The sequence below is a fragment of the Rhizorhapis sp. genome (genome assembly GCF_035276005.1).
Lineage (GTDB): Bacteria > Pseudomonadota > Alphaproteobacteria > Sphingomonadales > Sphingomonadaceae > Rhizorhapis.
This window is the reverse complement of the sequence record NZ_DATEMB010000005.1, coordinates 1-17,983: the sequence shown is the minus strand read 5'-3', so window position 1 is coordinate 17,983 and position 17,983 is coordinate 1. Positions and strand designations below refer to the sequence as shown.

The 17,983-nt window shown below is 62.5% G+C and carries 18 protein-coding genes; 8 read left to right on the top strand and 10 right to left on the bottom strand.

Features of this window, described 5'->3' with window-relative positions:
• Nucleotides 1-6: 6 nt before the first annotated feature.
• The 3 genes from VJS46_RS01125 to VJS46_RS01115 form a co-directional block, all read right to left on the bottom strand.
• Complete coding sequence (locus VJS46_RS01125) at nucleotides 7-903, bottom strand: tyrosine recombinase (protein ID WP_324057499.1); 897 nt, start codon at nucleotides 901-903, stop codon at nucleotides 7-9.
• A 251-nt stretch (nucleotides 904-1,154) separates the two neighbouring features.
• Nucleotides 1,155-2,978 carry a hypothetical protein gene (locus VJS46_RS01120; RefSeq protein WP_324057498.1) on the bottom strand — a complete coding sequence of 608 codons (1,824 nt, stop codon included), beginning with the start codon at nucleotides 2,976-2,978 and terminating at the stop codon, nucleotides 1,155-1,157.
• 1 nt (nucleotide 2,979) lies between these two features.
• Nucleotides 2,980-3,144: an LPXTG cell wall anchor domain-containing protein gene (locus VJS46_RS01115; protein ID WP_324057497.1), complete on the bottom strand. Its 165-nt coding sequence runs from the start codon at nucleotides 3,142-3,144 to the stop codon at nucleotides 2,980-2,982.
• Nucleotides 3,145-3,255: 111 nt separating this feature from the next.
• On the opposite strand from VJS46_RS01115, the gene VJS46_RS01110 reads away from it, so the two are divergent.
• A complete protein-coding gene (locus tag VJS46_RS01110) occupies nucleotides 3,256-3,801 on the top strand; it encodes a shikimate kinase (RefSeq protein WP_324057496.1) in 546 nt (181 codons plus the stop codon).
• Complete coding sequence (aroB, locus tag VJS46_RS01105) at nucleotides 3,792-4,895, top strand: 3-dehydroquinate synthase (RefSeq protein WP_324057495.1); 1,104 nt, start codon at nucleotides 3,792-3,794, stop codon at nucleotides 4,893-4,895. Before VJS46_RS01110 ends, aroB begins: the two co-directional genes overlap by 10 nt.
• Before the next feature lie 191 nt (nucleotides 4,896-5,086).
• On the opposite strand, the gene VJS46_RS01100 is transcribed toward aroB, so the two are convergent.
• The 3 genes from VJS46_RS01100 to VJS46_RS01090 all read right to left on the bottom strand — a co-directional run bounded on the left by VJS46_RS01100 (nucleotide 5,087) and on the right by VJS46_RS01090 (nucleotide 7,729).
• A complete protein-coding gene (locus tag VJS46_RS01100; RefSeq protein ID WP_324057575.1) occupies nucleotides 5,087-6,391 on the bottom strand; it encodes a HAMP domain-containing sensor histidine kinase in 1,305 nt (434 codons plus the stop codon).
• A gap of 138 nt (nucleotides 6,392-6,529) precedes the next feature.
• On the bottom strand, nucleotides 6,530-7,198 hold the full coding sequence (locus tag VJS46_RS01095) for a response regulator transcription factor (protein ID WP_324057494.1): 669 nt from the start codon (nucleotides 7,196-7,198) through the stop codon (nucleotides 6,530-6,532).
• A 120-nt stretch (nucleotides 7,199-7,318) separates the two neighbouring features.
• Entirely contained in the window at nucleotides 7,319-7,729 is a 411-nt protein-coding gene (locus tag VJS46_RS01090) for a hypothetical protein (protein WP_324057493.1), read from the bottom strand.
• Nucleotides 7,730-7,921: 192 nt separating this feature from the next.
• Between VJS46_RS01090 and VJS46_RS01085 the strand changes: the two genes are divergently transcribed.
• Nucleotides 7,922-9,700 carry an ABC-F family ATP-binding cassette domain-containing protein gene (locus tag VJS46_RS01085; RefSeq protein ID WP_324057492.1) on the top strand — a complete coding sequence of 593 codons (1,779 nt, stop codon included), beginning with the start codon at nucleotides 7,922-7,924 and terminating at the stop codon, nucleotides 9,698-9,700.
• Between the two features lie 86 nt (nucleotides 9,701-9,786).
• Here the strand turns inward: VJS46_RS01085 and VJS46_RS01080 are convergent, their stop codons facing one another.
• Entirely contained in the window at nucleotides 9,787-9,981 is a 195-nt protein-coding gene (locus VJS46_RS01080) for a hypothetical protein (RefSeq protein WP_324057491.1), read from the bottom strand.
• A gap of 138 nt (nucleotides 9,982-10,119) precedes the next feature.
• Between VJS46_RS01080 and uvrA the strand changes: the two genes are divergently transcribed.
• The 5 genes from uvrA to VJS46_RS01055 all read left to right on the top strand — a co-directional run bounded on the left by uvrA (nucleotide 10,120) and on the right by VJS46_RS01055 (nucleotide 16,360).
• Complete coding sequence (gene uvrA / locus VJS46_RS01075) at nucleotides 10,120-13,110, top strand: excinuclease ABC subunit UvrA (RefSeq protein WP_324057490.1); 2,991 nt, start codon at nucleotides 10,120-10,122, stop codon at nucleotides 13,108-13,110.
• Between the two features lie 539 nt (nucleotides 13,111-13,649).
• Nucleotides 13,650-14,492: a hypothetical protein gene (locus VJS46_RS01070; protein ID WP_324057489.1), complete on the top strand. Its 843-nt coding sequence runs from the start codon at nucleotides 13,650-13,652 to the stop codon at nucleotides 14,490-14,492.
• An 18-nt stretch (nucleotides 14,493-14,510) separates the two neighbouring features.
• Nucleotides 14,511-14,696 (top strand): type II toxin-antitoxin system RelE/ParE family toxin, encoded by a 186-nt coding sequence (locus VJS46_RS01065; RefSeq protein ID WP_324057574.1) that lies wholly within the window; start codon nucleotides 14,511-14,513, stop codon nucleotides 14,694-14,696.
• A 92-nt stretch (nucleotides 14,697-14,788) separates the two neighbouring features.
• Nucleotides 14,789-15,799, top strand: a complete 1,011-nt coding sequence (locus tag VJS46_RS01060; protein WP_324057488.1) for a hypothetical protein — start codon at nucleotides 14,789-14,791, stop codon at nucleotides 15,797-15,799.
• A gap of 246 nt (nucleotides 15,800-16,045) precedes the next feature.
• Nucleotides 16,046-16,360 carry a hypothetical protein gene (locus tag VJS46_RS01055; RefSeq protein WP_324057487.1) on the top strand — a complete coding sequence of 105 codons (315 nt, stop codon included), beginning with the start codon at nucleotides 16,046-16,048 and terminating at the stop codon, nucleotides 16,358-16,360.
• Between the two features lie 37 nt (nucleotides 16,361-16,397).
• Here VJS46_RS01055 and VJS46_RS01050 read toward each other — a convergent pair whose 3' ends face one another.
• From VJS46_RS01050 to VJS46_RS01040, 3 genes are all read right to left on the bottom strand, one after another.
• Nucleotides 16,398-16,670 (bottom strand): BrnA antitoxin family protein, encoded by a 273-nt coding sequence (locus VJS46_RS01050; RefSeq protein WP_324057486.1) that lies wholly within the window; start codon nucleotides 16,668-16,670, stop codon nucleotides 16,398-16,400.
• Nucleotides 16,648-16,920: a BrnT family toxin gene (locus VJS46_RS01045; RefSeq protein ID WP_324057485.1), complete on the bottom strand. Its 273-nt coding sequence runs from the start codon at nucleotides 16,918-16,920 to the stop codon at nucleotides 16,648-16,650. The genes VJS46_RS01050 and VJS46_RS01045 overlap by 23 nt, the downstream gene beginning before the upstream one ends.
• A 464-nt stretch (nucleotides 16,921-17,384) precedes the next feature.
• A partial coding sequence (locus tag VJS46_RS01040) for a translocation/assembly module TamB domain-containing protein (RefSeq protein WP_324057484.1) occupies nucleotides 17,385-17,983 on the bottom strand: 599 nt, incomplete at its 5' end.

Sequence of the window (17,983 nt, the reverse complement as noted above, 5' to 3'; positions counted from 1 at the left end):
ATGGCGTTAAGGCGCTCTGCGCTTAAGGTCAACGAGCGGATGGCGGGCGTTTACAAGTTCCACCAGCCGGCGGCTGTCGACATGCGTATATATTTGCGTCGTCCCTATGTCGGCATGACCCAACATCGTCTGCAGCGCGCGAAGGTCAGCCCCGCCCTCCAGCAGATGCGTGGCAAAGGCATGGCGCAATACATGCGGACTGACCCGATCGGGCGGGATGCCCACAGCGGCCGCAATCTCCTTCACCATTTGATAAAGCCGGATACGGGACAAATGGCTTTTTCCAGAAGGGAACAGCCAGGGAGAATTCTGGGCCACTTGTTCGGCCCAGCGCGCCACCGCCATTCGCGCGCGGTCGGAAATCGGGACCAGCCGTTCGCGCCCGCCCTTCCCCCTCAGGATCAGAAATGGCCGGTCCTGCACTATCGCCTTGCGCGGCAAGGATACCAGTTCGGTAGCGCGCAGCCCTGAGCCATAGAGCAGTTCCAGCAAGGCCGCCAGCCGCAGGTCCAGCGGCGAGGGCGCGGCAAGCTCCACCCGCGCCTCGACCTCGGCAAATATGCGGTCCAGTTCCTCCCGGCCAAGCACCTTCGGAAGCGGCCGCCGCTGGACCGGCCGTGGTAGCGCGGACGAGGGATCATCCTCCCGCAAACCTTCTTCATGCAGGAAAGCGAAAAAACGCCGCAGCGCCGATGCCTTTCGAGCCGCGCTGGAAGGCGCAAGGGCGGCCCACTCCCCGGTCAGGCGCGAAAGCTCCTCTTTCCCCGCCGTCTCCAATCTCCCGCCAAGCGCTTCGGATGCCAGCGACAAATCGGTCCGATAGGCCAGCAGGGTATTCCGCGCCGCCCCACGCTCAGCCGCCATCATTTCCAGAAACCGTTCAATGAGCGCGCGGTCGGTCATTGGAGGGACAAAAACTCAGTCACAGCGAAGGTCTCGAAGTGTTGCCGCTGAGGCATAACCCGTCGTCCCTGCGAAGGCAGGGACCCCGCTATCTCTTCTACTTTCTGGAAAGAAAAGCGGGGTTCCTGCCTGCGCAGGAACGACCTGAAAAAAGGAAGGCTGCTTATGCAGATGTCTCGCCTTCACGGGAACGCCGGGTTTCATAACCATTCCCTATGACGGAAACCCATCTGATCCTTCCCCCACTGCACTCACAAACGTGCGATCGCCTCCGCCGCGATCATCCGCGCTTCCGGCTCAAGCCCCACCTGCCGCATCGCTGACACGATGTGCAACAGATGCTCGGGCGGCAAGCGGTTCCAATCCGTCACCTGCATCCCCACGGCGGCGAGCACCGCCACCGTCCCCGGTTCACCACGGCGGGCGGCTGCGTCAATGGCTTGCGTCCAGCGCGATCTGTAGCCGGTGCGCAATCCAATGTCGGGCGCAATCCGCGCCATGTCAGCCGCGCTCAAGCGCCCCAGGCCAGCCAGGCCAGCCACTAGCATCCGCGACTTGATGAAGTTGGTGCTGCCGTCCTGCTCCATATAGCTGTCGACCCGGCCATAATCGATGGCCACACGCGGCTGCGGGGAGCCCAGCGCCAGCAGCGCCCAGGCGTCCTGCCCGGCTTCTCCTTCCACTTGCCCTGTCACGTTGCTCCACGCCGCAGCGTTGCGGTCGAACCCGGCGGCCAGCATGGACGCAATCAGCGCCCTTACATCATCCCCGGCTTCCGCGGTGACCGGCAGCCGCGCGGCCGCTCGCGCCATGGCAATATAGCCCGCATAGTCGGCGGCGATGCCGTCGGGCATCCAGAAGCTGCGCATCGCCTCCAGCCGCTGCGGGACATCGGCGCCATTGAACGCCGTACGCATGACTTGCGCGCGCTCTGCCAGCTCTTCCGGCGCATCCTCGTCATCGGCAAGGCGGCTGTAGAAATCCACAAGCGCCGCATTGGAAAACACGCCAAGCCGCGCCGCCACATTGGCCGCCTGCACCCGTGATGCGAGCGGAAGCAGCGCCGCACGCGCCTTCCACGCCTGCACATGAGGGCTGACGCCTTCCCAAAGCCGCTCGGGTACCTCCACGGCGGTCGCGGTGGCCATGCCATAGCGCCAGACCGTGAGCTGATCGACGCCTTCCCATTCGATATTGACCGAGCGGCGGCTGTTGAAGCCCGCTCCGACCAGCTTTTCAGCCAGGCGGAAATCGATTCCGCGCGCGGTCCCGCGCCGTTCCGCCTGGTTGAGCACGGCGCTCGCGAGACCCTGATCGCCTGACAGGGAAGCGCAGACCGCCTGGCTCATCTGCCAGCCAGGCTCATCGCTGGTGCGCAGCGCCGGGGCCACGAGCGGGCAAAGGCCCGCCGGGTCCGCCGTCGCCAGATAGGTCTGCATGGCTATCGCATAAAGACGCGGCGTATAATCCAGGCTGTCGACGCTCTGCACCAGCATGCGGGCGGCATCCGCCTCCCCCATGCGCAGCAGCAGCCAGGCCCGGTCCGCGATCCAGTCGGCGCCGTTCACCCCGGCGGGCGTGTCGACCCTCGAAAGCAGGGCCCGGCGCAGCACGATGGAGGCCCAGCGCGACGCGATGGGCGCGCGGGTCTTTTGCATCAATATGCCTAGATAATGCCCGCCCGCACGTCCGAAAGCATCGGGTGCAAACCCTTTGGTGCGCGGCGACAGCACACCGATCTGGCTCATGGACCGGCGCGCATAGGGCGGCAGGTCATATTTCTGCCGCGCAAGCTCGACGTCCTCGGTTTCCGGCTCCTCGTCCCCCTGCGGCTCCTCGCCCGGAGTCAGCAGCAGCTCGGGAAGCGAGGCGGTCTCGTCCTCGGCCGGCTTCTCTCCTGGCCGCTTGGGTTGGGCCGGCGCGACCGGAGGAGGCGCGGCTTCGGGCGGCGGCGCTTCGCCAAATCCCGGCGGCAACAGCGATTCGGGGGTATCCTGTCCGATTGCGGGAATCGCCAGGACAACCGTTGCTATGCCTGCAATCAGCAGATTTCGGGAACGGCGGCGGATCGCCATATTATTGCGCGAACCTGTCCTGAGAGATCACTTTTTCCACGCGCGTCTGCGGCTGTTCCCCGCCCCGCTGCCAAAGATACCATAGTGCGCCTGCAAGCAGCGCGATCAGGATGATCCAGACGATGGTTGAGCGGCTGCTGCTGCGGCCAGTTCTTCTATTCCTCATAGACCTTCCCTACCGCCGGATGGGGACTGATTTCCAGCCTCCTTTTAAGCGGCGCAAGCGATAAAAAGACAATTTGCCGGACCGGCCCGGCGCTGTATAGCCGCGCCAGCCATGCAGCGAAACCTGAAATCCTTCAACCCGGCCATCAAGGGTCCTATTGTGCTTATCGGCATGATGGGGGTCGGCAAATCGACGGTGGGCAGGCGGCTTGCGGCACGGCTGGGCCTGCCCTTTGTCGACGCCGACGAAGAGATCGAGCAGGCTGCGGGTATGAGCATAGCCGACATTTTCGAACGCTTTGGCGAGGCGCATTTCCGGGACGGCGAGCGCCGCGTGATCGCCCGCCTCATGGACGGCGAGCCCAAGATCATCGCCACCGGCGGCGGCGCCTTCATGCAGGCGGAAACCCGGCAGCAGATATTGGACCATGCCATCGCCATCTGGCTCGATGCCGACATCGACGTGCTGGTCGATCGCGTCTCCCGCCGCGAAGGCCGCCCGCTGCTCGCCGGAAAGGATCCGCGCGCGGTGCTGATCGAGCTCGCGGAAAAGCGCAATCCTGTCTATGCGCTCGCCCCCATCCACATCAAAAGCATGGCCGCGCCGCATGAGGCGACCGTCGAGAAGATCATGAAGGCGCTGGAAGAATGGCAATAATCCCCGTCTCGCTTGGCGAACGCAGCTATGACATTCTGGTAGCCGATGGCGCCTTGGACCACGCCGCCGCGCATCTGGCGGGATATGCACGGGGCGGCCGCCTGGTCGTCATCACTGATGAGAATGTCGCCCGCGCGCAGCTTCCGCGCCTGGTGAACGCCCTGGCCCATGGGGGAATAAGGGCAGAACCCGTCATCCTCCCCCCCGGCGAAGGCACGAAAAGCTGGGAAGTGCTGGAAGTCCTGCTCGACCGGCTGCTGGACCTTGGCGTCGAACGCAGCGACCATGTCATTGCCCTGGGCGGCGGCGTCATCGGCGATCTGGTGGGCTTTGCCGCGACGATCCTGAAGCGCGGCTGCAATTTCGTGCAGATCCCGACCACTCTCCTTGCTCAAGTCGACAGCTCTGTTGGTGGCAAGACCGCCATCAACACGGTGGCGGGCAAGAATCTGGTGGGCGCCTTTCACCAGCCCTCCTTCGTGCTGATCGACCCTTCTTCGCTCGACAGCCTGCCTGAACGGGAAGTGCGGGCGGGCTATGCCGAGGTCGTCAAATATGGCCTCATCAACGATGCCGATTTCTTTGCCTGGTGCGAGGAGCATGGCCCTGCCCTGATCGCAGGGGACATGACGGCGCGCATCATTGCCATCGAAAAAAGCGTGAAGGCGAAGGCGGGCATTGTCGGCGAGGACGAGCGGGAAACGAGCGGCCGCCGGGCGCTGCTCAACCTCGGCCATACGTTCGGACACGCGCTGGAAGCTGAAACCGGCTTTTCCGATGTCCTCCTGCATGGCGAGGGCGTCGCGGCGGGCATGGCCCTCGCCTTCCGCTTCTCCGCCCGGCAGGGTCTTTGCAGCGCCGACGATGCAGCTCGTGTCACCGCGCATCTGAAGGCCGCCAGCCTCCCCTATGATCTTCCAAGCGCCCATGTCTCCGCCTCGGGCGAAACGCTCGTCGCGCACATGATGCATGACAAGAAAATGGCAGGCGGCAAGCTCCCTTTCCTCCTCGCCCGAAGCATCGGCCAGACCTATCTGGCGAAGGACGTGGATCTGAAGGAAGTCGCGGCCTTCCTGGACGAAGAGCGAGAATAGCCTTACTCGTCGTCCCTGCGCCTTCGCAGGGACGACGGCTCAATCGCCCTGGGATATGTGGGGATTCAGTTCAGGGTGAGGCGAAAATGTTGGATTTCGAGAACTGGAGCGCAGCGTACTTCAGTAGGTGAGCACCGGAAGCGCGGAAAGCTGCCATTTGCAGCCCGCCCTGGGCTGAAGCCCCACACATCCTAGACCGCAGGCAGCTTCAACCGCGCCAGCAACCCGCCAAGATCCTCGCTCTCCTCAAGCGAAACCCCGCCATCATAAATCTCGGCCACATCCCGCACGATGGCAAGGCCCAGCCCCGTTCCCGGCTTCCCGGAATCAAGCCGCGCGCCCCGGTCGAATATCCGCGCCCGCTCCTTCTCCGGGATACCGGTGCCGTCATCCTCGACCGATATCTCCACCATCTCGGAATTCCGGCGGACAGTGACGAACACGCTGCCGCCTCCATATTTGGCGGCATTTTCGACGAGATTGCCCATCATCTCATCCAGATCCTGCCGCTCGACCTTCACTACGGCACTCTTGTCGCCATCAATGTCCAGCCGTACATCGGGATAAAGCCGCCCCACGGCCCGCTCCACCGCTTCCAGGCTGGGCCAGACCTCTGCCCGGCAGTGCGCCGAACCGCGCCGCCCGACTGCCCGCGCCCGGGCGAGATGGTGGTCCACTTGCCGGCGCATCGTCGCGGCTTCGCGGATCACTGTGTCCGCAAGGTCTACCGTTTTGGCGGTGGCTGCATTCATGATGACAGTGAGCGGCGTCTTCAGCGCATGCGCCAGGTTCCCGGCATGCCGCCGCGCCTCCTCTGCCTGGCGCTCATTATGGGCGAGCAGCTCGTTCAACTCCTCGACCATCGGCATGATTTCATCAGGAAGGGGGGCGGTCACCCGTCCCTTCTCCCCCGCGCGCATCCGCGAAATCTCCTCCCGCACGCGGCGAAGGGGACGAAGGCCGTAATAGCTCTGCAGCGTCGCCATGATGATGAGGCCAATGCCCAATATCGCAAAGCTCTTCACCAGCGTCGAACGCAATGCGCTGATCTGTTCATCCAGGCTCTCGCGCGCCTGGGCGACGATGAACTTCCAGGCCACCTTTGACCCCGGCAGCCGCACCGTCCTTTCCATGACGCGCAGATCTTCGCCCGGAAACTGCCTGCTGTCATAGACATGGGCGCGCATGTCGTCAGGGCGATGATCGGCCTGCAACGCCCGGTCCCAAAGCGATCGGGACCGGAAATCGTCATATCCCTTGCCGCTGATCTGAAAATAGATGCCGCTTCCGGGCTCCAGAAAGCGTTGGTCCGCGAGCGGCCGGATCAACCGCACCTCGCCGTCCGGCCCGATTTCGGCCGAGCTGATCATTGCCGTCAGCACATAGTTGAGGCCATCGTCGAAACTGCGCGTGATCGCCTGCGTCAGCACCCGGTCCAGCGCCACCCCGCCTCCGATCAGCAATAGCGTGATCCATAGCGCGGCAATGCCGATCATCCGGCGGTTCAAGGAGCCGGTGGTGCGATGCACGACTTTTTGCTCGCTGGCGTCCATCAACTCCGTTCGTCCCGAGCGCATTCGAGGGACGTTTCCTTGGGCTGACGTGTCTCGACTTCGCTCGACACGAACGGTTGATCAGGCGGAGGCCGGCTCTTCAAGGCTGTAGCCAAGGCCGCGAATGGTCGTAATCACGTCCGGCCCCAGCTTCTTGCGGATTCGGGTCACGAAGACTTCGATGGTATTGGAATCCCGGTCGAAGTCCTGATCGTAAATATGTTCGATCAACTCCGTTCGCGACACCACCTTGCCCTTGTGGTGGAGCAGGTAGGAAAGCAGCTTATATTCCTGCGCCGTGAGCTTCACAGGCTCGCCCTTCAGCGTCACCTTGCCAGAGCGCGTATCGAGCCGCACATCGCCCGCCGTCAATTCGCTGGAGGCATTGCCCGACGCCCGCCGGATAAGCGCACGCAAGCGCGCGATCAGTTCCTCGCTCTGGAAGGGCTTGGCAAGATAATCGTCCGCCCCGGCGTCAAGGCCCGCCACCTTGTCCGACCAGCTATCGCGGGCAGTCAGCACCAGCACCGGAAAGCCGAGCCCTTCCTTGCGCCAGCGGTCAAGCACGGTAAGGCCGTCGATTTCCGGCAGGCCAAGGTCCAGCACAACCGCGTCATAGCTTTCCGTGGATCCCAGAAAATGCCCCTCCTCGCCATCGGTGGCCAAGTCCACGGCATAGCCCGCGCCTTCCAGGGTATTTTTCAGTTGCTGGCCCAGATTGGGCTCGTCTTCAACAATCAACAGCCGCATATCAGCCCTTTATCATGTTTTTCTTTTCAGCGTTAGCGCACCGTGCGGAAAAGTGGGAACCGGTTTTCCGCGAAAAGCGATGCGACAACAAAAAACTAGAGCGCGCTATTTGAGTCCGGTCTAGCGCGAACGCCGGACGATATCACCGGAACGGCCATCGACATCAACCCAGACCACGCGGCCGTCGCGCATATATTTCAGCCGGTATTCGCCGCGCCGGTCGTCAAACTCGCTGCCCAGATAATTGGCTCCGTCCATCTCGCGGCCCACGCGCCGCTTGATGATGGAAAAGGGCATGACATCCCCATCCAGCATGGCCCGGCGCGCGGCGTCCTGTTCATAGCGACGGGGATGAGCGCGCATCATTTCGCTCCGCTCATAGCCGCGATCGTCGCCACGGCCCCGGCCGCGCCCGCGTCCATCATCAGCCGAGGCAGGCAGCGAAAGCGCCGCAACGGCCAGACCAGCCGCCGCAAAGCCGAATATCAGAAGGGATTTCAACTGCATCATGATGTCCATGGCATAGGCCACGGCTATTGAACAGGTGGTGAATGGGGCTGAAATCTGGATGAAAGGTTTGGGATCAGCTTGATTTTGCAGGACTATGGCATTTTTGCACCAGCAAGGGGGACGTTAATGTTCCGCTTGCATAATATGACATTGATATAAGGCGCCCCCACCCCAACCTTGCGCCTCATCAAAATCCCCCCTAACTCCCGCGCCATGGCGGCACCTATTCTCTCCTATGAAGATCTCGGACTGATCCAGGGCAGCGGCTGGCTGTTCCAGGGCCTCAACCTCTATATCGGCGAGCGCGACCGCCTTGCCCTGATCGGGCGCAACGGTGCGGGCAAGACGACGCTGTTAAAGCTCATCGCCGGCCGCATCGAGCCCGATAAGGGCCTGCGAAGCATCGTTCCCGGCACGCATGTCGTTATGCTTGAACAGGACCCCGACCTCAGTGGTTGTGAAACGCTCCATGACTTCGCCTGTGGGGGCAGGGACGCCCCGCCGCGCCATGAGGTAGAGGCCATTGCCGACCAGCTCGGCATCGATCTTTCCCGGCTGGCGAGGACAGCTTCCGGCGGGGAGCGCCGTCGCGCCGCCATCTGCCGCGCCCTTGCCAGCCAGCCGGACGTGCTTCTCCTCGACGAGCCGACCAACCATCTGGACCTTGCCGCCATCGACTGGCTGGAAAGCTGGCTCAACCGCTACACCGGCGCGTTCATCGTCATCAGCCACGACCGAACCTTCCTGACCCGCCTGACGCGTCAGACCCTGTGGCTCGACCGGGGCAATCTTCGCCGCAACGAAATCGGCTTTGGCGGTTTTGAGGCGTGGATGGAAAAAGTCTATGCCGAGGAAGCGCGCGCCGCCGAAAAGCTCGACGCAAAGCTCAAGATCGAGGCGCACTGGCTGGAGCGTGGCGTCACCGCCCGGCGCAAACGCAACCAGGGCCGCCTTTCCAAGCTTCATGAAATGCGCGCCCAGCGGGCCGCCATGATCGGCCCCGCCGGAACGGCCAAGCTCGCCGTTGTATCAGACGAGGTAAAGACCAAGAGCGTCATCGTCGCGGAAAATGTGACCAAGGGTTTTGACGAGCGCACCGTCATCAAGGACTTCTCGCTGCGCATCCAGCGCGGGGACCGGATCGGCATCGTCGGCGCGAACGGCGCGGGCAAGACGACGCTGCTGAAGCTCCTGACCGGAGAGGTCCAGCCGGACAGCGGCACCGTCACCCAGGCAAAGACGCTGGACGGCGTCATCATTGATCAGCAGCGCAGCCTGATGGCGCCCGAAAAGCGCGTGCGCGACGTGCTGGCGGACGGCGGCGACTGGATCGACGTGCGGGGGTCTCGCAAGCATGTACAGGGCTATTTGAAGGAATTTCTCTTCGAACCCACGCTGATCGACGCGAAGGTCGGCACCCTGTCGGGCGGCGAACGTTCCCGCCTGCTCCTCGCCCGCGAATTCGCCCGCGCTTCGAATCTCTTGGTGCTGGACGAGCCGACCAACGACCTTGACCTCGAAACGCTGGACCTGCTCCAGGAGGTGATCGCCGACTATGACGGCACCGTCCTGATCGTCAGCCATGACCGCGACTTTCTGGACCGCACGGTCACGGTGACGCTGGGGCTGGACGGCAGCGGCCATGTCGACATCGTCGCGGGCGGCTATGAAGATTGGGAGGCAAAGCGCCGCCGCCCCACCGCCAAGGCAGCGTCCAAAAAGACCGAAGCAGCGCCCCCGCCGCCACGTCAGCAGACAAAGCTCAGCTATAAGGACCAGCGCGATTACGAACTGCTGCCCAAACGGATAGAGGAACTGGAGGCCGCAATCGCGCGCGACGAAAACGCGCTCCATGATCCCGACCTATACGTCAAAAACCCCGACCGCTTCGCCGCGCTCAGCAAGGCCGTGGAAAAGGCCCGCGCCGACAAGGACGCCGCTGAGGAACGCTGGCTAGAACTCGCAGAGATGGCGGAGAGCTTGGGGAGCTGACCTTACTTCCACTTTGCACAGCTACTCCGTCGTCCCTGCGCAGGCGGGGACGACGGCAAGATGGGAGATAAAGCCCAAGCGCCAACCTACCCCTTGGCGTGCGACTTGCCCTCCTCCTCGGCCTTGCGAAGCTCTTCCCCTTCCTTGCCCTCCAGCGCTTTTTTCGCTGCTTCAGCCTCTTTCTTCACGCGCTCCGGGTTCGCCGCGTGCGCCCGCACCTCTTCATCATATTCGCGTGCGGCGTCATAATTGCCTTCGCCCTGGACTTTGTCCTTGCCCATGACCGGTCTCCTTCGTTGAAGTCATGGAACCAACGAGACCCCTCGGGCGAAGGTTCCCGCTTGCGACTCCTGCGGCTCATCGCCATCTGAGGGCGAACCCCCTTGCCCCATGTGAACAAATCTGGAACAAAGCAGCCCATGCTGACTCATATTTCCGTCCGCGGCGCGCGCGAGCACAATCTGAAGGGCGTCAATGTCGACCTGCCCCGTGACAAGCTGATCGTCATCACGGGCCTTTCCGGTTCGGGCAAGTCCTCCCTCGCCTTCGACACCATCTATGCCGAGGGGCAGCGGCGCTATGTCGAGTCGCTCTCCGCCTATGCGCGCCAGTTCCTTGAGATGATGCAGAAACCGGACGTCGAGCATATCGACGGCCTCTCCCCCGCCATCTCCATCGAGCAGAAGACGACAAGCCGCAACCCGCGCTCCACCGTCGCGACCGTCACCGAAATCTATGATTATATGCGCTTGCTCTGGGCGCGTGTCGGCATACCCTATAGCCCCGCCACCGGCCTCCCCATCGCCGCGCAGACGGTGAGCCAGATGGTCGATCGCGTCATGCAGCTTCCCGAGGGCACCCGCCTCTACCTCCTCGCCCCCGTGGTGCGCGGGCGCAAGGGCGAGTACCGCAAGGAAATGGCCGAATGGCAGAAGGCCGGCTTCACCCGCGTGCGGATAGACGGCGAATTCCACGCCATCGAAGAGGCCCCCGCGCTCGACAAGAAATACAAGCATGACATCGAGGTCGTCGTCGATCGCATCGTCGTGAAGGAAGGCATGGAAACACGTCTCGCCGACAGCTTCGAAACCGCGCTGAAGCTCGCCGAGGGTCTGGCCTTTGTGGATTTGGTTGATGTTACGGTGGCGGAAGCGCTCTCTCCCCCCTCCCCTTCAGGGGTGGGGACTGTCCAGGAAGCGCGGCAGTCCTTCCAGGCGGACACGCCCCCCTCCCAACCCTCCCCCCTGAAGGAGGGAGGACTAAAAGGTAGCGCCATCCCCCCCAACCGCATCATCTTCTCCGAAAAATTCGCCTGCCCCGTCAGCGGCTTCACCATCCCTGAGATCGAGCCCCGCCTCTTCTCCTTCAACGCACCGCAGGGCGCCTGCCCCGCCTGCGACGGCCTGGGCGAGAAGCTGGAGTTCGATGTCCAGCTCGTCGTCCCCAATGAAGCCCTCTCGCTCAAAAAGGGCGCGGTCGTCCCCTGGGCCAAGTCCAATCCGCCCAGCCCCTATTACATGCAGGTGCTGGGCTCCCTCGCCCGCGAATTCGGCTTCTCCCTCGACACCCCCTGGACCGATCTCCCCGGCGAGGTGAAACTCATCATCCTCCACGGCACCGCCGGCCGTCCCGTCACCCTGCGCTTCCAGGACGGCAAGAAGACCTATGAAGTCCAAAAGCCTTTCGAGGGCGTCCTCGGCAATTTGAACCGCCGCATGCGGCAGACCGACAGCGCCTGGATGCGCGAGGAACTCAGCAAATATCAGACCGCCCAGCCCTGCGAGACCTGCAATGGCGCGCGCCTCAAGCCAGAGGCGCTGGCGGTCAAGATCGCGGGCGAGGACATCTCCATCTCCACCCGCCGCTCCGTGGTGGACGCCCTCGCCTTCTTCCAGCAGCTCCCCCAGCACCTCGGCGACCAGCAGAACCAGATCGCCCGCGCGATCCTCAAGGAAATCGTCGAGCGCCTCGGTTTCCTCAACAATGTCGGCCTCGACTACCTCAACCTCGACCGCACCAGCGGCACGCTTTCGGGCGGCGAGTCCCAGCGCATCCGCCTCGCCAGCCAGATCGGCAGCGGCCTCTCCGGCGTCCTCTACGTCCTCGACGAGCCCAGCATCGGCCTGCACCAGCGCGACAATGACCGCCTGCTCATCACCTTGAAGCGCCTGCGCGACCTCGGCAACACCGTCATCGTCGTCGAGCATGACGAGGACGCCATCCGCACCGCCGACTATATCGTCGACATGGGCCCCGGCGCGGGCGTCCATGGCGGAGAGATCGTGGCGCAGGGCACCCTCAACGACCTGCTCGCCCACCGCGACAGCCTCACCGCCGATTATCTGAACGGCACCCGCGCCATCCCCCTGCCGGACAAGCGCCGCAAGGGGTCGGGCAAGAAGCTCACCGTCCACGGCGCCCGCGCCAACAATCTTCAGAATGTCACCGCCAGCATCCCGCTCGGCACCTTCACCTGCATCACCGGCGTCTCGGGCTCGGGCAAGTCGAGCTTCACCGTCGACACCCTCTACGCCGCGTCCGCCCGCGCGCTGAACGGCGCGCGCATCATCGCGGGGCAACATGACAAGATCACCGGCCTTGAATATTGCGACAAGGTCATCGACATCGACCAGTCCCCCATCGGCCGCACCCCGCGCTCCAACCCCGCCACCTATACCGGCGCCTTCACCAATATCCGCGACTGGTTCGCGGGCCTCCCCGAAGCGCAGGCCCGCGGCTACAAACCCGGCCGCTTCTCCTTCAACGTCAAGGGCGGCCGCTGCGAAGCCTGCCAGGGCGACGGCGTACTGAAGATAGAGATGCACTTCCTGCCGGACGTCTATGTCACCTGCGACGTCTGCCATGGCGCGCGCTACAACCGCGAAACGCTCGAAGTGAAGTTCAAGGGCCACAGCATCGCCGACGTGCTCGACATGACGGTCGAGGACGCGGTGGAATTCTTCAAGGCCGTCCCCCCCATCCGCGACAAGATGGCGATGCTGGCCGAAGTGGGCCTTGGCTATGTCAAGGTCGGCCAGCAAGCCACCACCCTGTCCGGCGGCGAGGCCCAGCGCGTCAAGCTCGCCAAGGAACTCAGCCGCCGCGCCACCGGCAACACGCTCTACATATTGGACGAACCCACCACCGGCCTCCACTTCGAGGACGTCCGCAAGCTATTGGAAGTCCTCCACGCGCTGGTCGAACAAGGCAACAGCGTGGTCGTGATCGAGCATAACCTCGACGTCATCAAGACCGCCGACTGGATCATCGACATGGGACCGGAAGGCGGCGTCAAAGGCGGCGAAGTCGTCGCCGAAGGCACCCCTGAAAAGGTCGCGAAGAACGCCCGGAGCTTTACCGGCCGCTATCTCGCGCCGTTACTGGGGATGGAGGCTGTAGCGGCGGAGTAAAAACACGGACGGGCTCCCCTGCTCCCTCTCCCCGGCGGGGAGAGGGTTGGGGTGAGGGGGCTCGGCGGTCAGGCTCTTTCCCCGAAGTGGCTCACCCTCACCCAACTCCGGCTAAGCGGCAAAGCCGCCAAGCCTTCTTATCCCTCTCCCTCAAGGGAGAGGGCCCAATTGGGCGAACTATTCTCGCCCCACGCACCCCGTCATCCCCGCGAAGGCGGGGATCCATCTCCCAACGCCGCACCAAGCGGAAGGTCCAGGAAATGGCTTCCCGCCTTCGCGGAAATGACAAAAGACGGTATGGGAATGAGTCAGTCGGGATATGGGTCGGAAATTCGAGCCTTAGAAAACTGGCACCGTATTCCCGCGAAATGGTTGCCAAAGGCACACCGGAAAAGGTCGCGAAGAACGCCCGGAGCTTTACCGGTCGCTATCTCGCACCGTTGTTGGGGATGGAAGCTGTGACGGCGGAGTAAGAGTATTTACACATTGAAAATGCAAGAAAAATAAGCTCAAATGACCTTGCTTAAGAAGGGGGAGCAATGTTTTATATTCATCTTTTGCGTGTTAAATGCGAGACACTGCCGCAAGCCCAACTATTCACAACAGATCAAGCGCCTGTTGAGATCATCACTGAGTCACTGCGTTCAAAGCCAACTGCTGATGTCGGTCGAGGATCAGAGTGGCACATAGGCAATGTCGAATTCGTGGCGGATGGGGGCATCAGCTTCGCAATGGGGCGCACTCAAGCTGTCAAATCGCCACAATTTGACAGCAACACCCACGACTTCCTCGAAGAAGAGGCTATGCGCGCGCCTTTTGCATTTGGAGTATTTGACACAAAAAATCAGGTGTGCGGAATAGTTCGGAAAGCGGGCGTATCACAAAAATCAAGGGAAATAGCGAACAAGTTGCAGATCCTCTTGAATTCATCGGGCATCAGCGCCGCCAGCAATCGAGAAATTACCGTAGAGCCAATTGGCGATCCCATTGGGTTCATAGAAGAAATCCGAAACGCCGATGCAGTAATTAGATTCAGTTTTACGGTAAGCCGTCCGAACCCTGCTGACGTTAACCGATTAATCCAGAAACCAGCAGAAGAATTCACCGAACTGTCGAATGGATCAAAAGCGAAAGTTGAGGTAGAGGGGGAGAATTTAGACAAAGACGTCATTGAAGATGTAGCGAAAGCGGTAGCGTCGGTTGGGGAACATGCTTCCGCTAGCGTTCGACAACCGTCTGGCGGTCGACCAAAGGTAATACACCTCGGAGGCAATCCAGTTGTGGAATCCATTTCTCCTAAAAACAATGAATCTGTTTTCGAAGCCATCTTAAAAGGCGCACGAAAGGCCTATAGCCGCGTTCGCGAAAGAACGGCAAACTAAAATGGACTCATTTTGGAAATGGTTATTTTCCGGCACTTTCGCGACACGGCCGAACGTCTGCCCGACCATCCCTATACGTATCGGCCCGGCCGTATCCCCGGAACGCGCGAAGCCCTGATCACTCCCAACTACGTCCTCGTCTATCGCGTCACGGACGCCATAGAGGTGCTGGCCGTCCTCCACACCCGCCAGCAATATCCATGACTCCCCGCGCCCAAGTTCTCATTTTGTTCTTTCCTACATCCCCTCTCCCATATTAGCACCCCGGCAAACCCTCCCAAAAAAGGAGCTTTGCCATGTCCTACCACTTCCCCCCTCTTCCCCCGCCCGCGCCGCAAGCCCGCGAGGATGGCTGGCGCCCCGCGCGCCAGCGTACATTCCTCGAAACCCTCGCCGCCACCGGCGTGGTGCGCGCCGCGTGCGAGGCGGTGGAGCTTAGCCCGCGTTCGGCCTACAACCTCCGCATCCGGGCCGATGGGGCGGCCTTCCGCCTCGGCTGGGACGCGGCGATCCTGATTGCGCGCGCGCGGCTGGCCGACGATCTGCTCGCCCGCGCGATCGAGGGGCAGCAGGATGTCATCACTCGCGATGAGGAAAATGGCGAGATTGTCCGCCGCCGCCACGACAACCGCCTCGCCATGTCGCTGCTCGCACGGCTGGACCGCATGGCCGACGCGCCGCCGGAGGGCTCGGATGCCGCCCTCGCCCGCGTCGCGGCGCAGGATTTCGCGGCCTATCTCGACATGATCTGCCCCGATTCGGACAGCGGCGCACCCGCCCTTTCGGCCCACGAAGAAACGGAGGGCCAGCCCCCCTTTCCCGCGACCGATGCCCCCGCCCCCGCCGGCTTGGCCCTTTCCCCCGGCGCATCGGCGGCGCTGTTCCTTGCCGCGCGTATGGCCCCTCCCCCTTCCGCAAATGGCTGGCAACCGCCTGCGCAGGAACAGTGTGAACTTCGCTCGCCGGCCGCCTGGCAAAGCCCCGAATTGGTGGCATTCACAGCCCGGATGCGGGCGCGGGATGCAGCGAAGACGCCCGAGGACGCGGCGGCCACCCTGCGCGGCGTGTGGTGGGATGCGGCGGCGGAGGAATATCGTACCGATTTCCCGCCGCCCCCCGGCTTCATCGACGAAGAGGAGGATGAAGATTATGTAATCGGCGATTATGAGCGCAACCTGACGCCGGACGAGGAAGCGGTGCAAACCGCCCGCGATGAGGCCGAACGCACACTCTACACCGCCGCTGCCGCCAAGGCCCGCGACGCCTTTTTCGGCTTCCCGCTCCCCCAGGGGAAGGAAGCGACTTAGGGGGTTGTGCTGCTAGAGCGCGCTGCGTTTAATCTGACGCGGGCGGGCGCTCTAATTCTTTGTTGTCGCATCGTTTTTCGCGCAAAACCGGTTCCCACTTTTGCGCACGATGCTCTAATTCGAACCAAGCCCGTTCGGGTTGAGCCTGTCGATACCCAGAGGCTCTCCGCTCCAGCAAACAGCATTCACCGCCCATTCAACCCGGCCCAGCCACACTCCCCGCACGGGCTTGCAAGGAATTTCGCCATGAGAAACATCGCTCTACTGGCCGCCGCCGCCATTTCCGCCGCCACCTTCGCCAGCGCTCAGGCGCAACCCGTCGACAAGTTCGAGCATAAGGGCCGGAGCGAATGGGTGCGGGAATATGATGACGGTTACCGCTCTGTGAAACGCGAACGCAAACCCGGCGAGTACAAGGAAGAGATCAAGCACGGCAACGACGTCGCCAAATATGAGGAAATGGCCGACGGAAGCTGGAAGGAGGAAATCAAGGAAGGCAATTGCGAGATCAAGCGCGAGCGCACCAGCAGCGGCGAATATAAGGAAGAGCGCAAATGCTGACGCGCTTCCCGGCGGCAATCCGCGCGTCCGCCAAAATTCACAACCCCGCTGCTTTCCGCAAAGCCTCATTCATCCGCGATTGCCAGCCAGGCCCGCCTTCCTTGAACCTGGCGATCACATCGGGGTCCAGCCGCAGCGTCACCTGCCGCTTCGCCTGCGCCCCTTTGGGCGGGCGGCCGACCTTGAACCCTTCCTTGGACAGATAACCGGTGGCCGGACGGATCAGCTTGCCGCCAACCCGCACTTCCGCATGGCGGAAGAACTCCTCCGTCAGTTCGGGTGCATCATCAGGATCGACCCAATCGGACACGTTCCATCTCCCATTCATGCGCGCGCCGCATCGAAATGATCCGCCGCTTTCCATTACGCTCTGTCCAGACGACAACGATGGCTAATCCATCAATCCGACCATAGGAGACCATCCGGCCCTCCCCATAATCGAACCTTAAATCCGGCGCAGTAAAGGTTTCGCCATCGAACAGCCTCCAAGCATGGGCATAATCCAGGCCTCGCTCTCGTAATGTCCTTTCCCGCTTCACCGGATCGAATTCGATATCCATGCCGTCGGCTTGTCCCAATAATGTAGTTACAAAAATGACTCTGTCAACGCCACAATGGATGTTTCGGCCCGCCCGCCCCCACAACGGCCAAGCGACCCCCGGGGAAGGGCTTGGCTGCGGGCGGACCTACTTCCTTGAGACACAAGGGACTTTTCAATGACCAACCCTGGGGCAGGATACAATTGGTTACGGAGGCGGTTTGGTCCATTCTGGATGCAATGAACGCCAAGTCTGAAACGGGGCGCTCCCACTCCCTCCCGTCAAAAATGACCCGGCGGCTGTCGTCGCCGGGTCAGGGACAGGGCGTCTGAGAGGCAGACGCCCCGCGGGTCGCAAGGGGCGTTTACCATATTGCCTCCGTAACGACTGTGATCCACGTCACGCTGGCAGAGAGCGAACTGAGATTGGAGCTGGATGACTTTATCGCGCCGCTCGTCCCGAGCGAAGTCGAGGGACATACCCCATCAATAATCCTTCGAAACGCGAAGGTTCACGCTCTGGCGTCCCATGGTGGAGATGCTGGACAGGAGCGACAGCCAGCGGGTGATCTGGAACTCCACCCGTGTCGCGGAATAACCCTGCCCGTCGGTGATCAGTTCGACATAGGTCCGCCGGGTCACATATTTGCCCGCCGCCACGGACGTCCCCTGGCCAGTGACCGTGTCGGCGGGAAGGATGCGGAGCCGGTCCAGCCCCGCGGCCTTTCGGACTGCATTGATGGGGTTGATGCCCCCGCCTCCACCCCTCAGCGAAGCAACGGCCGCCGCCAGTTGCAGCGCTTCGGGCGCGGAAAGATCAGTGATGGAACTGCCAAAGAGCAGCCGGGACAGCAGCTCATCCTCCGGCATGGCGGGGGTGCTGGTAAAGCTGATTTCGGGCTGCAATCCCGTCCCGTTCACATGGATGACGGCGCTCAGGTCAGTCACATTCGCCGACGCCTCTATGTCCAGCGTGGGGTTGACCGGGGTGTTGCCGGTAAAGCGAATCTCTCCTTTCTCCAGGTCGAAGCTCCGCCCGGCAAACTCATAATCGCCGCGCACCAGCGTTGCCGTTCCGACGATAG

What these genes read in the sequence shown, in the direction of transcription:
- VJS46_RS01125 (WP_324057499.1), bottom strand. Translation starts at nt 903, where the DNA reads ATGACCGACCGCGCGCTCATTGAACGGTTTCTGGAAATGATGGCGGCT.
- VJS46_RS01120 (WP_324057498.1), bottom strand. Translation starts at nt 2,978, where the DNA reads ATGGCGATCCGCCGCCGTTCCCGAAATCTGCTGATTGCAGGCATAGCA.
- VJS46_RS01115 (WP_324057497.1), bottom strand. Translation starts at nt 3,144, where the DNA reads ATGAGGAATAGAAGAACTGGCCGCAGCAGCAGCCGCTCAACCATCGTC.
- VJS46_RS01110 (WP_324057496.1), top strand. Translation starts at nt 3,256, where the DNA reads ATGCAGCGAAACCTGAAATCCTTCAACCCGGCCATCAAGGGTCCTATT.
- aroB (WP_324057495.1), top strand. Translation starts at nt 3,792, where the DNA reads ATGGCAATAATCCCCGTCTCGCTTGGCGAACGCAGCTATGACATTCTG.
- VJS46_RS01100 (WP_324057575.1), bottom strand. Translation starts at nt 6,391, where the DNA reads ATGATCGGCATTGCCGCGCTATGGATCACGCTATTGCTGATCGGAGGC.
- VJS46_RS01095 (WP_324057494.1), bottom strand. Translation starts at nt 7,198, where the DNA reads ATGCGGCTGTTGATTGTTGAAGACGAGCCCAATCTGGGCCAGCAACTG.
- VJS46_RS01085 (WP_324057492.1), top strand. Translation starts at nt 7,922, where the DNA reads ATGGCGGCACCTATTCTCTCCTATGAAGATCTCGGACTGATCCAGGGC.
- VJS46_RS01080 (WP_324057491.1), bottom strand. Translation starts at nt 9,981, where the DNA reads ATGGGCAAGGACAAAGTCCAGGGCGAAGGCAATTATGACGCCGCACGC.
- uvrA (WP_324057490.1), top strand. Translation starts at nt 10,120, where the DNA reads ATGCTGACTCATATTTCCGTCCGCGGCGCGCGCGAGCACAATCTGAAG.
- VJS46_RS01070 (WP_324057489.1), top strand. Translation starts at nt 13,650, where the DNA reads ATGTTTTATATTCATCTTTTGCGTGTTAAATGCGAGACACTGCCGCAA.
- VJS46_RS01065 (WP_324057574.1), top strand. Translation starts at nt 14,511, where the DNA reads ATGGTTATTTTCCGGCACTTTCGCGACACGGCCGAACGTCTGCCCGAC.
- VJS46_RS01060 (WP_324057488.1), top strand. Translation starts at nt 14,789, where the DNA reads ATGTCCTACCACTTCCCCCCTCTTCCCCCGCCCGCGCCGCAAGCCCGC.
- VJS46_RS01055 (WP_324057487.1), top strand. Translation starts at nt 16,046, where the DNA reads ATGAGAAACATCGCTCTACTGGCCGCCGCCGCCATTTCCGCCGCCACC.
- VJS46_RS01045 (WP_324057485.1), bottom strand. Translation starts at nt 16,920, where the DNA reads ATGGATATCGAATTCGATCCGGTGAAGCGGGAAAGGACATTACGAGAG.